Genomic DNA, 13,794 nt, shown 5'->3' with positions numbered 1-13,794 from the left:
CGGGTTCCGGCTCGGCCGGGGAGGCGAACGGTGGTGCCACCAGGCAGGATTGACAGTGCGTCAGGTACCGGCTTCCATGGTGGGTGTGTAGCCGCTCGGCTGCATGATCTTTGGGGGGCGGGCTTCGTCGCGTCGTGCGGCGGGCCGGGGAAGCAACCCCACGAGACATGCGGCGCGATGCGGCTGTTCCGTTGTGCGGGGCGTTTGCCCGGCGGCTGTGCACCGCTGCCCTGCCCCCTCCCGACCGTGGGAGGTACCAGGTGTCATCGGAGATTCGGCGACCGCGACCGCAGGACGACGGCCCCGGCTCGCCGGCTCGCCGGGCCGGTGCGGCGCTGCCGCGGGCGGGCCGCCGCCGGACCGTGGCGGACGGGCGCGGGCTCGACCTGGTCGCCCTGATGTCGATCCTGGCAGTGTGCACCCTGGTCTGCCTGACCGCCGGAGCGGGGGCGCTCCAGGCGGTGATCGGGGCGGCGGGCGTCCTGTTCGCCGCCTGGCGGACGCCGCGGCGCTCGGGTCACTCGGATCACTCGGATCACTCGGGCCGGGCGGGGTACTCGGGCCGCTCGGGCCGGGCGGAGGGGCGTCCGCGCGGGCCCCGCGGGTGATGCCCGTGGCGGTGGACGCTTGCGTCTCCCGTAGGGGGAGGTAGCAGGGTGGTGGCCATGAACGGCGACACGACATACGGCATCGGTGAGCTGGCCAGGCGGGTGGGGCTGACGGTCAAGACCGTCCGCTTCTACTCGGACCGGGGGATCGTGGCGCCTGCCGGCCGCACCCCGGCCGGCCACCGGCGGTACGGCGCCGACGCCGTCGCGCGCCTGGAACTGGTCCGCACCCTGCGGGAGCTCGGGCTCGGACTGCCCGCCATCCGGCGGGTGGTGGAGCGTGAGCTGTCGCCGGCCGAGGTCGCCGCCGCGCAGGCGGAGGCGGTCGACCTCCGGATCCGGGTGCTGCGGCTGCGGCGGGCGGTGCTGGGGGCGGTGGCCAGGCTCGGGTCGACACCTGAGGAGTTGATGATCGTGCACCGTTTGGCCCGGCTCTCGGAGGACGAACGGGGGCGCCTGATGGGGGAGTTCCTGGCGGCCGTGTTCGGTGGCCTCGGCTGTCCCGGTGACCTCGGCGGCCCCGGTGGCCTCGGCGGTTCGGCGGGCGGTTCGGAGGGTGGCGGGCGGTTCGCCGGTGTCGCCCGCTCGTTGACGCCGGAGCTGCCGGAGGACCCGTCGGTCGAACAGGTGGAGGCCTGGGTGGAGTTGGCGCGGCTGGCCGGGGACGACGGGTTCCGGGAGCTGTTGCGTGGACTCGTGGAGGGGGAGGCGGCCGAGGCGGATCGGGCCGGCGCGAGCGTGCCCCGGCCCGGACTCGCAGTGGCGGTACGGGAGTTGGCGGGCCCGGCGGTCGCGGCGGGGGTGGAGCCGGGATCGGCGGAGGCGGCCGTGGTCGTGGCGGCGCTGGTGGAGCGGTACGCGGGGGCGGGCGGGGCCGAGGCGGTCCGTGCCAGGCTGACGGCGATGGCCGATCCGCGTCGGGAGCGGTACCTGGAGCTGCTCGCGGTGGTCAACGGCTGGCCCGCGCCGGAGAGTTGGGCAGCGGAGGCGGAGTGGGCGGCGCGCGCCGTGGCGTGAGCCGGGTGTGGGGGCGCGGGGGCGCGCGGCCGGGGCTACTGGTGGTCGGGGGTCGGGAAGGTGGTGAGGAAGGCGTGGGCCTGGGCGCGGAGGTGGTCGACCGGCGGGTCCTCGCAGATCACCTCCAGGCCGCGTCCGGTCACCCGGCCCAGGTCGTAGTAGGACTGGTAGGCGAGGTACGGGCGGTGGCCGTCGGTGGGGTCGAGGCCGACGGCGAAGGTCGCGAAGTGGGTCAACTCGCCCTTGGCGGGGGCGGACTCGGTGCGGGAGAGCTGCCATTCGAACTCGTACGGTTCGGGCTCGGCGGGCAGGTCCAGCAGGGCCTGGGCGAGCCGGCGGACCTCGTCCGGGTTCGCGAAGGAGAACGACTCCGACCAGGCGGGCGCCGAGGCGAGCAGTTCCCAGCCGTCGCCGTTGTGGCCGACGGCCAGGGCCCACTCGCCGTTCCGGTCCTGCCAGCGGCAGCTGATGATCGGGTCCACGGTGGTCAACCTCCGTGTGGCGCTGGGACGTTCGTGCCTCATCATCGTGGCACACCGGACGGCCCCGGGGACTGGGCGCCGAGTCCTCCTCGGGCCCGTTGCCAGGCCTCCTGGAGCGTGCGGTAGCCGAGGACGGTGATGCCGTGCTCGGCGAGGAGCAGGGGGGCCTCGGGGGAGACGAGGAACGCGTGGTCGGTGCGCCGGACGCGCCGGCCGTCCTGCGGGTCACGGGGGTCGGGGCCGGCCAGGCTCGGGTGCAGGGCCCACTCGGTGAGGCCGGGCGGGAGGGCAGCGAGCAGCCGGGCGTACCGGGCGGGCTTGTCGTCCAGGGGGACGGTGAAGCTGTCGAGGAAGCCGTGGTCCACCACCGGCAGCCCGCGCTCGCGCATCCGCGCCAGGGCGGGCGGCAGCCAGACCCGGACCGCCAGGCCGTACTCGGCGCCGAGGGCGAGGGTGAGGTCGAGGATGTCCTCGCGGCCGCCGTCGGCCAGGCAGTGGAAGTCCAGGTGGGTCGGGGCGAGGCCGGCCGCCGCCACCGTGTCGATCTGGGCGCGGAACTCCCGTTCCACGTGGTCGAGTCGGGCCCGGGCGAGCAGTTGGGCGCGGCCGGAGGGGGTGGGGGCGAACAGCTCGCCGTCGGCGTCCAGGAGGGAGGGCACCCGGTCGCGGGCGGTGAGCGGGCCCCAGCGGCGGTCCGGGGACTCGCAGACCAGCGTGAGGTGGACGCCGAAGGGGACCTCCGGGTGCCGGCGCAGCAGCCGCAGCGCGTGCGGGGCGGCGGCGCACGGGGTCATCAGGCTGCAGGAGGCGGCGATGCCGTCGCGGACGGCGTCGATCACGGCGAGGTTGACGGACTCGTCCAGGCCGAGGTCGTCGCAGTTGAGCAGCAGGAGGCGGGCGTCGGGCGGGTGGCCGAGGAGGCGGTTGGCGGTGGGGGCGTCGCGGGTGGGGCCGGTATCGGGGGAGGTGGTGCCGGGCGGGGGTGTGGCGTCGGCTGCGGGCACGAGGGCAGTGTGCCCCGCGCGCCGGTCGGGTGCGCGGGGTTTTCCGGGGCGGCGGCCGGTCAGCCGACCTCGGGGGCCGGGTGCCAGGGGCGGTCGGGGCGGGTCGGGACCGGGGCGGAGGTGAGGCGCAGGGCGTACACCTCGCGGTCGGTGGCCTCGTACGGGACCGGGCCGAGGTACTCGTGGCCGGTCAGGTGGCACCAGGCGGGCAGGTCCAGCGGGGCGGCCGGATCGGTGGTGTGGATGTGGACCACCGCGCCGGCCGGAAGGTGCGCGATCCGGGCGCGCAGCCGGAGCAGGAGCTGGACGCAGAGCAGCCCGGTGCCGTCGATGGTGAGGTCGGGGGCGGCCGCGCCGGCCTCGGGGGCGGGGGCTCCGGGGGTGCCGGGGGCTTCTGGGGCTTCCCGGATTTCGGTCCGGGTGGCGGCGTCGGCCTTGGGCGTGGTGGCGTCGGGAGCGGTCATCGCGGGGTCTCCTGGGTGATGCGCCAGAGGCGGCGGGGCAGTTCGCCCTCCTCGAAGGGGTGGACCTCGGTCAGGCGCCAGCCTTCGGCGAGCGCGTCCACCAGCTCGCGGGGGAAGAAGTGGACGGCGAAGCCGCCGTGCTCCCAGATGTCGTCCCCGTGGCCGGTGCCGGCGCCGTAGTGGGCGTCTCCGGTGTGGCGGACGGTGTAGACGAAGGTGCCGCCCGGGCGCAGGACCCGGCGGACCTCGGCGACCAGCGCCCTGAGCTCCTCGGTGGAGAGCGCCATGCAGAGCAGCATGTGGGCGAACACCGCGTCGACGGAGGCGTCGGGGAGGGGCAGCGGGTCGCGGACGTCGTGGGTGAGGTCCGTGACCCGGTCGGCCAGCCCCTGCTCCGACGCCGCGGTGCGCAGCTGCCGGAGGGCGGTGGCGCTGAAGTCGGCGGCCCGCACCCGGAAGCCCGCGCGGGCGAAGTGCAGGGCGTCCCGGCCGTGCCCGGCGCCGAGTTCCAGCACGTCCCGGGCCCCGGCGGCGGCGAAGGCCTCGGCGGCGTACTCGGCGGGGGCGGACGGCCGCTCGCCGTACATCCCGGGGTGCGCGGTGTAGGTCTGCTGCCAGTGCGCGCGCTGGGCCTCGGCGAGGGTGGGTTCCCGGCCGGGCCCGGTGCCGGGGGTGTCGGTCATGGTGTCGCCCTTCGCGGGGTGGGTGGTGCGGGGGTGGTGCGTGCTGCGGATGGGGCGGGTTCAGCCTAGGCGGTGGGGGCGCGCGGCGGTTGCGGTGGGGTACGCGAGGGGCGCGGGCCGGGTGGTGGCTCCGGCGTGGACCCGGCGTGTGCGGGGGTCCACGCCGGATCGTGTGCCGTGTCGAGCGCCGCCTCGTGCGCCGGACGCGGGCGCGCGGAGAGGCCGGACGCCGGCAGGCCGGACGCGGGGAGGCCGGGCGCGTGGCTCAGCCCAGGTGCCGGCCGGGGGCGGTGCCGCCGAGGCGGGTGAGCAGCGCGGAGAGCCGGTCGAGGTCCTCGGCGCTCCACTGGTCGGCCGCGAAGTGCTCGGCGGCGACCTTGCGGGCGGTGTACAGCATCTCGGCGAGCCGTTCCCGGCCGGTCGGGGTCAGGGCGGCGTAGGTGACCCGGGCGTCGCGGGCGGCGGCCTCGCGGGAGACCAGGCCGATCCGCTCCAGGGGAGCGAGGCCGCGGGTCACGCCGGAGGCGGTGAGCCCGAGGGCCTCGGCGAGGTCGACCCGGCGCATCCGGCCGCCGGGGGCCCGGGAGAGGTGGAGCAGCATGGTGAAGTCGGCCAGGCTGACGCCGTGCAGGCCGCTGAGGCCCGCGTCGAAGCGCTTGACCAGGGCCGCCTGGGCGCGGACCAGCCGCAGGGCGGTGTCCAGTGGGTCGGGGCCCGTGCCCCTCGGGGGCTGAGCCGGCTCGGTCGGCTCCGGGTGCTGCGGCGGTTCCGAGTGGTTTGTCATTGCCACCTCCTTGACTGCTCAAGCATATCTCGACGAGGAGCCGTCAAGGAGGTGGTGGAGGGGGAGGGGGCCGGATCAGCGGGCGGTGTCGGCGGCGCGGCGCTGGCGCTGGCGCTTGCCGAGGGGCGCCTGGGAGAGGTCCTCGGCCTGGGATCGGAGGTTCTTGTGGCCGTAGCCGCGTTCGCTCAGCCAGTCCCGCGCCGCCTGCTCGGCCCGCTCGGTGGCCTCCAGGATGTCCTCCTCGGCCTCGCCCTCGTCGAGGAAACGGAAGGTGAAGGCGGCCCGCGCGGACAGGTCGTAGCTGAGGTGGCCCTCGCGGGTGAAGGCGGCGCGCAGCACGTCGTGCTCGGGGGCGGCGGCGAGCAGTTCGGCGCGCTGTTCGTCGGTGAGGCCGTCGAAGACGCCGCGCACCATGATGCGGAAGGTTCGAGTGGTCATCCCCCGACGATAGGCAGTGCGGACGGTCGGCCGCCAACCCGATTTCCGGCGCGGGGGGCGGCGGCCCGGCTCTGACGGCCGGAGCGGGTACCTCAGGGGGCGGGCGCCGGGGCGGTGGGGGTCTGTGGCCGTCCTCGGGGCGGGGCTGCTCGGAGGGCGTGGCGGCTTGGTCACAGGGTGGGGGTGAGCGCTTCGGCGAGCCGGTCGGCGCATGCGGTGAGCAGGTCGCGCCGGGGGCCGCTCCGGGCGCGCCGGAAGCCGTGCCGTCGGCCCCGGAACGCCGCCTGGACGGCCCGGAGTTGGGCCCAGCGGCGGACGCGTTCGCGGTCCAGCTCGGCGGCCTCGGCGAAGACGTCGATCGCACGGGGGACGGTGCGGCGCGGGTCCGCCCCGCCGAGCGTGGTCAGCGCGTGGACGTTGAGCAGGGTGCCGCCGTCGTAGGCGCGGTCCCCGACGTACCCCTTCGGGTCCACGGCCAGCCAGGGTTCGCGGTCCGCCCGCAGGATGTCGCGGGGGTGGAAGTCACCGTGGACGAGCACCTCCGGCTGGTCGCGGGCGAGTTCGCGGACGGTGGCCAGGGCCGCGGCCACGCTGCGGGCGGGCATCGTGTGGGCCAACGAGGTCGCGTCGCGGCGCAGTTGCTCCTCCCAGTCGGCGGCCCTGGCGCTGAGCCGGGGGAGTCCGGGCAGGTGCGGAAGGCCGGGCGGAGCCGGGACGGCGAGCCGAAGGCTGAGCCGCCCGGCGACCGTCAGGACCTCGTCGTCGTCGCGGACCTCCGCGAGCGTGACCGGGCTCGCCCGTTCGAGCAGCATCGCGAAGCGCCCGTCGTCCCGTTCGTGCAGTCGGACGGCTCCCCGGCCCGCCCACACCGCGAAGGCGTCCGGCTCGTGCACGTTGCCCGGGTGGGGGAACGAGACCTTCAGTACGGCCGCCCGCCCCTCCGCTCCCTGCCGGACGGGGAGGACCAGGGCGACGCCTCCGTGGGTGGCCTCGCCGTCCTGCACGCAGCCCCAGCGTTCCAGCAACCCGGCGGCGAGGCAGGGGAGTTCGGCGATCCAGGCCGCGCCGCGGGCACCCTCGCGCTCGGTGGCGGCCCGGGCGAGCCCGTCGGGGATCTCGACCATTCGGCCTCCTCTCGGTGGCGGGGTCCGGGGGCTACGGCAGGGGCGGGAGGCGGGTGCAGACCGCGCCCGCCGCCAGTGGGGCGGGTGCGGCGCCCAGGGCGGCGAGGGTGAAGGCGGTGGTCAGGGCGCTGATGGCGCGGGCCTCGCGGATCAGGTAGTGGTTGCCGCCGGGGGCCTCGTAGCGTGCCAGGTCCGGGACGACGCGCCGGGCGCGCAGCGCGTACTCCAGGGACTGGGTGGCGCCGGCCGAACTGTGGTCCGCGGTGCCGTGGACGATCAGCACCCGGCGCCCGGCCAGTTGCCCGACCGCGTCGCCGCTCGGCAGCCAGGGGGCGATCCCGGCCACGCCCACCACGGACGGGTGTCCGGCGCACCAGAACGCCGCCCGCCCGCCCAGGGAGTTGCCGATCAGCACCACGGGCGCGCCCGGGTACCGCCGGCCGAGTTCGTCGAGCGCCCAGCGGGTGTCGACGGCGGTGTCGGCGTCGGCGCCGTTCCAGCCGCCGTGGCGGTAGCGCAGCAGGTGCACCGCGAGGCCGTGCGGCCGGCCGCGTTCGGTGAGCTCGGTGGCCAGGTCCCGCAGTCCCAGCTCGGCGACCTTCACGGGGGCGCGCCGGCTGCGGATGAATCCGCCCGGCAGCAGCAGGGCGACGCCGGTGACCGGCCCCTCGCCCCGCCGCGGGGTCAGCTCTGCGGTGCGCGGACGCTGCGCTCGGAACACGCGAAATCCCTCCTGGTGCGTACCGGCGGATTCTACGGTTCCGGTGGGTTCCTGCGGCTCGGGCCGGGTCTCGCCGCTCCCGCACCGGGGCGTGGCGCTGGGTGCGGGGCGCACAGGGGCGACGGGACCGGGGAGGGGCGTGCTGCGGAAGGGTCCGGCCGGGGGTGCGTGTGCGAGGTGGGGTCCGGCGTGTCCGACGGCCCGAGGGCGTCGTGATGGGCGTCAACTGCGGTGGAGCGATGGGTGGTTGAGGCTAGGGGGCAGCCGGACCGGTCACCCGGCCTGCTTCGGCAGGAACTTCGCCCGCGTCTCCAGGACGAAGGCCGCGGCGACGTCCGCGTCGGGGATGAGGAAGCCGACCTGCCGTCCGCCCCGCTCCAGTTCGGTACGGGCCGTGATCCGCAGCTCGCGTTCGGCCTCGGCGGTGACGTCCTCCAGATCGCTCCACGGCACGGTCTCGCTGTGGTGGAGGTCGCCGGGGTTGAGGATGAGGCCCTGGGGCACCACGGCGAGCGCCCGCCCGAACACGACGTGCCCCTCCTCCTCGAACCGCTCGCGCAGCTGCCCGGTGTAGCGCGGCATCAGACCGGCCCGGATGGCCTCCGCCAGACCCGGCTCGTAGCGGCCGGCCAGTTTCATGACCACGTACGGGGTTTCGCGCCCGTACGGCAGGATGAGGACGCGGGCGAAGCGCTCGGTCATCAGGTTGCCCCGGAACTCCGTCTGGGAGCGGATGTACTCGTAGCTCTCGATGGCATCCCAGGGCAGGGCGGTGAAGTCGCCGCCGGCGTGGTGGAGCACGAGGCCGCCCTCGTAGCGGGCCACGGCGACCAGCCCGGAGCGCGGCGGCACCGTCTTGTAGGCCCAAATGCCCGCGGCCAGGACGGCGACCGCGATGACGGCGCCCCACCAAGTCCAGCCGGAGGCGGCGAAGACGAGCAGGGACGGCAGCCCCAGGCCCCACTTGGCCGTCCCCTCGCCGATCCGGCGGGTCGTCCGGTAGACCCGCCGCCGTTCACCCAGGCCCGCCTCGGCCGCGACCGCGTCGCAGCGGGTGAGACCACTCATCGCTGACCCCCTCGGCTGTGGAGCGCGCCATTCTAATCGGACGGGACGACGGTCGGGCCGGGCCGGGCCCCAACACGGTTGCGGGCAGAGGCGGCCGGGCGGGGACACCGCCTGGGACCGGGCGGGCGGTCCGGGAGCGGACGCCCGCCGGGGCCGAAGGGCCGGGGAGCAGGCCATGGCCCGGGTTTTCCCTGCTCTTTGTTCCGGATCATGGCGCGCTCTGCGACGATCCGATGATCGTCGCCCCGACGCGGTGGGCGGCGCGTCGCAGGGGAGAGACCGGCATGGCCGTGTGGCCCGAGGACAGTGTCGTCCGGGCGAGGTGGAGCACGAGGCTCGCCTGGGGCAAGGAGACCTGGATCGTGGTCTCCGGCGGAGTGCTGGGGGCCATGTTCGCGAGCATGGGGCTGGCGGTGCTGTTCGGCCCGGCGAACGGGTTCGGCGGCGACAGCCTCGCGTACATGGGGATCATCAGCATCCTCGGGCTGATGCCCTGCGGGGCGGGCTTCGTGTGGGCGCTGATCCACCCCAGGGCCGGTCTCCCCTCCGTCGCCGTCGGAGGGCTGCTGGGGCTCGCGGTCTTCCTCGCCTTCGCCGGGGACGGCCTCAACGACTCCTGGAAGGCGGCGCCGGACCGGCCGTCCACGGTCCGCGCCGTCGGCAGCTGGACCAGCGGGGACCTGGTGGTGCGGGTCCGGCCGGACCTGGTGGTGGCGTACCGCAGCTCCACCGGGGCCGTCCTCTGGCGCTGGACCCCGCCCGGGGAGGACTCCGTGTGCGCGATGAGCCGGGGCACCGGGCCCGGCGGTCCGGCCCGCGGCGGCGCCGTCGGACTGATCGGCCACTCGCCGCACGACAGGCCGTGCTCCGCCGTCACCGCGCTCGACCTCGCCGACGGCACCGAGAGCTGGACCGCCACGGTGGACGCGCCCGCCCGGGACGGGGACGACGCCACCCCGGACGTGGTCGCCGTGGCCGGACAGCAGGCCCTCCTCCAGGAGCGGACCGGCTGGCACGCGGTAGGGCTGGCGGACGGCCGGGACGCCTGGCGCAGCGCGGTCGACCCCGGGTGCGCGCCCTTGCAGGTCGCGGGCGGCCCCGGGGACGTCGTCACCGTCGCCCAGTGCGGCGACGCGTCGCCCGTGCTGCGCTCGCTGGCGCCCGCGGACGGGCGGGAGCGGCAGCGGATCGAGCTGCCCGCGGGCGGGCTGCGGAACCTCGCGGTGGTGTCGGTGGACCCGCTCGCGGTCTGGGTGGACGCCCAGGCCGAGCGCGGCACCCACGCGGTGCTCAGCTACGACCGGGCCGGCCGGCAGCGGGCGGCGATACCGGTCGCCGGGGACGAGTACGACCTGGACGTGATGCTCGGCGGGCTGCACGCCTTCGACGAGTTCAGCGCCCGGCCGCTGTTCGGCGGGGTGGTTGTGGGCGACCTGTTCATCGTGCCGGGCGAGAGGCCCGGCGACGTCGGCATCAGCGGCGGCAAGCATCCGAGCCGGACCGCCACCGGCCGGCTGCTCGCGTACTCGCTCGCGGACGGCGGCAAGCGGTGGACGGCCGGGCTGGACGACCAGGTGACCGGTCTGGTGGTGGACGGCGGCTCGGTGTGGGCGATGACCAGGGGCCGGGTGACCAGGGTGGAGGCGGCGACCGGACGGCAGAGCGCCGTGCTGGACGTCAACGACACCGCGTCGCTCTATCCGGTGGACCTGTCGCTGTCGGGCCCGGAGCGGTTCACGGTGGTCGCGGAGGACGGGACGCGGGACGAGCCGCCGGTGCGGGTGATGAGCTGAGCGGGCCCGTCCGGTCCTGGTCGGCCTCGGCGGTGCGCGGACGTGCGGTGCCCGGCCGTGCGCGGCCGTGTGGTGCCCCGATGCGCTGTGTCCCGGCTCGGCCGCGCCCCCGCTCTGCTGTGCCCGGCTCGGCTGCGCCCCCGCCGTGCCGCGACCGTCCCCGCTGCGCCCCCGCCCGGTGCCGACACCGGAGGATCTGAGCCTTCCGGGTGGTTGTGTCAGGCTGGTGGGGGAGCACCGCCGAGACCGGGAGACTCGTGATGGCCGAGATCAGGGTGAACGGGGTGGCGCTGCACTACGAGGCCCACGGCGAGGGCCCCGGCGCCGTCCTGGTGCACGGTTCCTGGAGCGACGCGGACTCCTGGGCGCGGGTGCTGCCGGGCCTGGCGGAGTCCACCACGGCCGTCGTCTACGACCGCCGGGGGCACAGTCGCAGCGAGGACTCGCTCACCCAGGGATCGGTGCACGAGGACGCGGCCGACCTGGCCGGGCTGATCCAGGGGCTGGGCCTCGCGCCCGCCTTCGTCTACGGCGACTCCTACGGCGCGCTGGTCACGCTCCGGCTCTCCGCCGCCCGGCCCGACCTGCTGCGCGGGATCGCCGTGCACGAGCCGCCGGGCACCGGTGTCCTGCTCGCCGACCCGGAACTCCGCCCGCTCGGCGCCGACTTCGCGGAGCGGATCGCCGCCGTCCGGGAGCTGCTGGAACAGGCCGAGTCCGCCGCGGCCGCCGAACTGTACGTGGACAGCCTCGCCTTCGGTCCGGGCGCCTGGGAGCAGCTGCCCGCGCCCGTCCGGCACACCTACATCCGCAACGCGCCCACCTTCCTGGACGAGCTGCGCGACCCGGACGCCCTCGACCTCGACCTCGCCGGGCTGTCCGGGTTCGGCGAACCGGCCCTGCTCACCCAGAGCGACGACAGCGCGCCCGTGTTCGGCGCGGTGCTGGACCTGATCGACCTCGCCCTGCCCGCGGCGGAACGCCATCTGTACGAGGGCGCCGGGCACGCGCCGCACCTGTCGCAGCCGGAGGAGTGGGTGCGGGTGGTGCTGCCGAGGGCGCTGGCGTGATCCCTCCGGCCGGGTCCGGTCCCGCTCGGATCCCCGCAGGGCCGCGTTCTTCCCAAGTCGCCCAGGGTGCGGGCTCTTTCCGCACCCGGGAGTGAACCGAACGGCCCGCCGCCGGTTCAGAGCCGGGCCGTGCCCCAGCCGTCGTCCGGAAGGGTGCCGTCCGGCTCGGGGCAGTCGACGTGCTCGAAGCCCCAGAGCACCGCCTTGTGCAGCATCCACTCCGGCAGCGGCGGCTGGTCGTAGCCGTCGCGATCGACGAGCACCAGCTCGACCCGGACCTCCCCGGCCGGTGAGAACACCAGGTTCCGCTGGTCGGGGAGGTTCTCGTACGTCACCGTCTCCCAGCTGTGGCCGGTGGCCGCCAGAGCCGCCATCAGGTCGGTCTCGGAGACGGAGGTGTCGAGCGTCACCGACGCGCCGCCCGGCTGCGGGAGGTCGAGCTCGCCGTGCCAGACCGGCAGGGACAGCGAATGGAGCCGTCGGCAGCGGCAGAACACCGTCTGCACGTCGCCCCAGCTGAAGGCGTGCGGCCAGCGGTCCTTCTTGTGGACGCGTCCGCCGTCCCAGGGGTCGCCGTAGTGGGCGGCGAGTTCGGGCAGCGAGGCGCCGTAGCGCAGCTCGCCGAGGCCGCCGGTGGTGGCCAGGGCGGTGACGAGGGGCAGGAAGCCCGTCAGTCCAGGCATGCCCGCACCGCCTCGATCAGCCGGTTCGCCCGGGCGTCGCCGTGGCCGATCATCCGGTTGGCGACGTAGGCGAAGCCGACGCCGAACTCGTCGTCCCCGAAGGCGAACTGGCCGCCGGCGCCGTCGTTGCCGAAGCTGCGCGCGCCGAGCAGCGGGCGGAAGGCGGGGGAGTCGAGCAGCAGGCCGGAGCCCCAGCGGGCGCCCATGTCGAAGCCCAGGAAGCCCGCGCCGGACGAGACTTCGCGCACCGCGTCGGTGACGGTGTCGTGGGAGAGCAGGCGGGGCGAGCCCTCCAGCCCGGTGGCCGCCGCCGCGTAGACGCCCGCCAGGCCGGTGGCCGAGGCGACGGCGCCCGCGCCGGGCAGCTCCACCGCGTGCAGGTCCGGGTCGTTCCAGCCGTGCGGCACGTCCAGGCCGGGGAAGGCCAGCGCGCCGTTCATGGTGACGATCCGGGTGAGCAGGTGCTCCGGGCCGGGCATCGGGCGACGCCCCTCGGCCTCCACCAGCCGGGCCAGGAGCGGGAGTTCACTCTCCGGCAGGCCGATCCAGAGCGGCAGGCCCAGCGGCTCGGCGATCTCCTCGCGCAGGAACGCGCCCGGGGTCAGACCGGTGATCCGGCGGATCACCTCGCCGACCGCGAAGCCGAGCACATGGCCGTGGTACTCGTACGCCGTGTCCGGCTCCCAGAGCGGTTGCTGCGCCTCGATCGCCCGGATCACCGGCTCCCAGGCGGCGACCTCCTCGAAGGAGAGCGCCGCGTCCAGCGCCGGGATGCCGGCGCGGTGACCGAGGATCATCCGGGTGGTGATCCCCTGCTTGCCGCTCGCGGCGAACTCCGGCCAGTACCGGGCGACCGGGGCGTCCAGGTCGAGCCGGCCCCGCTGGGCCAGCAGGTGCGCGGAGATGCTCACCGGGCCCTTGGCGCAGGAGAACACCGGCACCAGGGTGTCCTGCGTCCAGGCCCGTCCGGTGCGCTCGTCGGCCGTGCCGCCCCACAGCTCGACCACCTTCCGGCCGCCGGCGAACACCGTGACGGCGGCGCCGAGTTCGGGGAACTCGGCGAAGTTGGCGGCGAAGGCGTCCGCGACGGCGCCGAAGCGGTCGTCGGCCCAGCCCTGGTACTGCTGCATGGTGTGGTGCCCCGTTCTGCCCTGTTCCGCTGTCAAGATCGACCGAACCACGCTACGGGAGCCGGGCGGTTGTGACGAGGGGATTTACCCGGGTCGGGGCTGCTGGGGCGGGTGTGGCAGACTCGCCCGATGGCGAGGACGAAGGACAGGGCGGAGCGCGAGGCACTGACGGCGCTCTGGGAGCGGCGGTGGCCCGGCACGGTGCCCGTCGGGTACGAGCTCGGCCGCGGTGAGCGGGACGCCTGGGTGCGCTTCCACAGCCTGCCGGAGTCCAAGCGCTACCCCGACGACGAGCACGAGTACGCGATCGTGCTGGAGCGCCACAACACCGTGCTGGACGAGCTGTTCGCGGGCTCCGAGGTGTACGTCATGGTCCCGAGGTGGTCGGAGCGGACGAGCGCGCCCCGGATGCACCGGGACGCGAGGCACTGGCGGTCCTGGCCCTGTGACGATGATGATCTCGAATTCCCGTACTACTGCCATGTGTTCGTGGAGCGGCGGCGGTGGCGGCGGGGCGGCCTGGACCGGCTGCTGCGCAGGGTCGCCGACGACCGGGAGAGCGGGGTGATCATCGCCGGCGCCGGGCTGCGGCGGCTGTACCACCCGTACGACGGCGGTGCGGACGTCTACCTGAGCACGGCGGAGGAGCGCGACCGGCTGAAGGAACGGCACGCCGAGTGGCTGTCGCCGTACCCGGGCGGGATGTGAGGGACCGGCCTCCGCAA

At 75.5% G+C, this 13,794-nt stretch carries 15 protein-coding genes; 4 read left to right on the top strand and 11 right to left on the bottom strand.

Annotated features, from left to right (window positions below; all coding sequences use genetic code 11):
* The first annotated feature begins 665 nt into the window (after positions 1–665).
* Complete coding sequence (locus ACZ55U_RS13890) at positions 666–1,625, top strand: MerR family transcriptional regulator (RefSeq protein ID WP_465525885.1); 960 nt, start codon at positions 666–668, stop codon at positions 1,623–1,625.
* Between the two features lie 35 nt (positions 1,626–1,660).
* Here ACZ55U_RS13890 and ACZ55U_RS13885 read toward each other — a convergent pair whose 3' ends face one another.
* The 9 genes from ACZ55U_RS13885 to ACZ55U_RS13845 form a co-directional block, all read right to left on the bottom strand.
* Entirely contained in the window at positions 1,661–2,107 is a 447-nt protein-coding gene (locus ACZ55U_RS13885) for a hypothetical protein (protein WP_465525883.1), read from the bottom strand.
* A 41-nt stretch (positions 2,108–2,148) separates the two neighbouring features.
* Positions 2,149–3,111: a polysaccharide deacetylase family protein gene (locus tag ACZ55U_RS13880; RefSeq protein ID WP_465525881.1), complete on the bottom strand. Its 963-nt coding sequence runs from the start codon at positions 3,109–3,111 to the stop codon at positions 2,149–2,151.
* Positions 3,112–3,170: 59 nt separating this feature from the next.
* Positions 3,171–3,575: a sulfurtransferase TusA family protein gene (locus ACZ55U_RS13875; protein ID WP_465525879.1), complete on the bottom strand. Its 405-nt coding sequence runs from the start codon at positions 3,573–3,575 to the stop codon at positions 3,171–3,173.
* A complete protein-coding gene (locus ACZ55U_RS13870) occupies positions 3,572–4,258 on the bottom strand; it encodes a class I SAM-dependent methyltransferase (protein WP_465525877.1) in 687 nt (228 codons plus the stop codon). The genes ACZ55U_RS13875 and ACZ55U_RS13870 overlap by 4 nt, the downstream gene beginning before the upstream one ends.
* 265 nt (positions 4,259–4,523) lie before the next feature.
* Positions 4,524–5,042 (bottom strand): MarR family winged helix-turn-helix transcriptional regulator, encoded by a 519-nt coding sequence (locus tag ACZ55U_RS13865; protein WP_465525875.1) that lies wholly within the window; start codon positions 5,040–5,042, stop codon positions 4,524–4,526.
* A gap of 75 nt (positions 5,043–5,117) precedes the next feature.
* Positions 5,118–5,480: a DUF6204 family protein gene (locus tag ACZ55U_RS13860; RefSeq protein WP_465525873.1), complete on the bottom strand. Its 363-nt coding sequence runs from the start codon at positions 5,478–5,480 to the stop codon at positions 5,118–5,120.
* A 170-nt stretch (positions 5,481–5,650) separates the two neighbouring features.
* Positions 5,651–6,604, bottom strand: coding sequence for an aminoglycoside phosphotransferase family protein (locus ACZ55U_RS13855; protein ID WP_465525871.1), 954 nt, complete (start codon positions 6,602–6,604; stop codon positions 5,651–5,653).
* 31 nt (positions 6,605–6,635) lie between these two features.
* On the bottom strand, positions 6,636–7,325 hold the full coding sequence (locus ACZ55U_RS13850) for an alpha/beta hydrolase (RefSeq protein WP_465525869.1): 690 nt from the start codon (positions 7,323–7,325) through the stop codon (positions 6,636–6,638).
* A 273-nt stretch (positions 7,326–7,598) separates the two neighbouring features.
* The gene (locus tag ACZ55U_RS13845) at positions 7,599–8,393 is read right to left on the bottom strand and encodes a hypothetical protein (protein ID WP_465525867.1); all 795 of its coding nucleotides are present in this window, start codon (positions 8,391–8,393) and stop codon (positions 7,599–7,601) included.
* Between the two features lie 284 nt (positions 8,394–8,677).
* Between ACZ55U_RS13845 and ACZ55U_RS13840 the strand changes: the two genes are divergently transcribed.
* Positions 8,678–10,186: an outer membrane protein assembly factor BamB family protein gene (locus tag ACZ55U_RS13840; protein WP_465525865.1), complete on the top strand. Its 1,509-nt coding sequence runs from the start codon at positions 8,678–8,680 to the stop codon at positions 10,184–10,186.
* 260 nt (positions 10,187–10,446) lie between these two features.
* Positions 10,447–11,256, top strand: a complete 810-nt coding sequence (locus ACZ55U_RS13835; protein WP_465525863.1) for an alpha/beta fold hydrolase — start codon at positions 10,447–10,449, stop codon at positions 11,254–11,256.
* A gap of 116 nt (positions 11,257–11,372) precedes the next feature.
* Here ACZ55U_RS13835 and ACZ55U_RS13830 read toward each other — a convergent pair whose 3' ends face one another.
* Both ACZ55U_RS13830 and ACZ55U_RS13825 read right to left on the bottom strand, forming a co-directional pair.
* Positions 11,373–11,939, bottom strand: coding sequence for a hypothetical protein (locus ACZ55U_RS13830; protein ID WP_465525861.1), 567 nt, complete (start codon positions 11,937–11,939; stop codon positions 11,373–11,375).
* Positions 11,927–13,069: a serine hydrolase domain-containing protein gene (locus tag ACZ55U_RS13825; protein WP_465525859.1), complete on the bottom strand. Its 1,143-nt coding sequence runs from the start codon at positions 13,067–13,069 to the stop codon at positions 11,927–11,929. Before ACZ55U_RS13825 ends, ACZ55U_RS13830 begins: the two co-directional genes overlap by 13 nt.
* 129 nt (positions 13,070–13,198) lie before the next feature.
* On the opposite strand from ACZ55U_RS13825, the gene ACZ55U_RS13820 reads away from it, so the two are divergent.
* Positions 13,199–13,777 carry a DUF3885 domain-containing protein gene (locus ACZ55U_RS13820; RefSeq protein ID WP_465525857.1) on the top strand — a complete coding sequence of 193 codons (579 nt, stop codon included), beginning with the start codon at positions 13,199–13,201 and terminating at the stop codon, positions 13,775–13,777.
* Positions 13,778–13,794: the final 17 nt, after the last annotated feature.

The sequence above is a fragment of the Kitasatospora sp. NPDC034533 genome (genome assembly GCF_055575155.1).
This window is presented reverse-complemented; position numbering and strand designations above follow the sequence as displayed.

Bases quoted from the DNA above. Each gene is read 5' to 3' on its own strand.
- ACZ55U_RS13825 (WP_465525859.1), bottom strand. From the start codon at position 13,069: ATGCAGCAGTACCAGGGCTGGGCCGACGACCGCTTCGGCGCCGTCGCG.
- ACZ55U_RS13875 (WP_465525879.1), bottom strand. From the start codon at position 3,575: ATGACCGCTCCCGACGCCACCACGCCCAAGGCCGACGCCGCCACCCGG.
- ACZ55U_RS13845 (WP_465525867.1), bottom strand. From the start codon at position 8,393: ATGAGTGGTCTCACCCGCTGCGACGCGGTCGCGGCCGAGGCGGGCCTG.
- ACZ55U_RS13870 (WP_465525877.1), bottom strand. From the start codon at position 4,258: ATGACCGACACCCCCGGCACCGGGCCCGGCCGGGAACCCACCCTCGCC.
- ACZ55U_RS13830 (WP_465525861.1), bottom strand. From the start codon at position 11,939: ATGCCTGGACTGACGGGCTTCCTGCCCCTCGTCACCGCCCTGGCCACC.
- ACZ55U_RS13890 (WP_465525885.1), top strand. From the start codon at position 666: ATGAACGGCGACACGACATACGGCATCGGTGAGCTGGCCAGGCGGGTG.
- ACZ55U_RS13840 (WP_465525865.1), top strand. From the start codon at position 8,678: ATGGCCGTGTGGCCCGAGGACAGTGTCGTCCGGGCGAGGTGGAGCACG.
- ACZ55U_RS13835 (WP_465525863.1), top strand. From the start codon at position 10,447: ATGGCCGAGATCAGGGTGAACGGGGTGGCGCTGCACTACGAGGCCCAC.
- ACZ55U_RS13855 (WP_465525871.1), bottom strand. From the start codon at position 6,604: ATGGTCGAGATCCCCGACGGGCTCGCCCGGGCCGCCACCGAGCGCGAG.
- ACZ55U_RS13865 (WP_465525875.1), bottom strand. From the start codon at position 5,042: ATGACAAACCACTCGGAACCGCCGCAGCACCCGGAGCCGACCGAGCCG.
- ACZ55U_RS13860 (WP_465525873.1), bottom strand. From the start codon at position 5,480: ATGACCACTCGAACCTTCCGCATCATGGTGCGCGGCGTCTTCGACGGC.
- ACZ55U_RS13820 (WP_465525857.1), top strand. From the start codon at position 13,199: ATGGCGAGGACGAAGGACAGGGCGGAGCGCGAGGCACTGACGGCGCTC.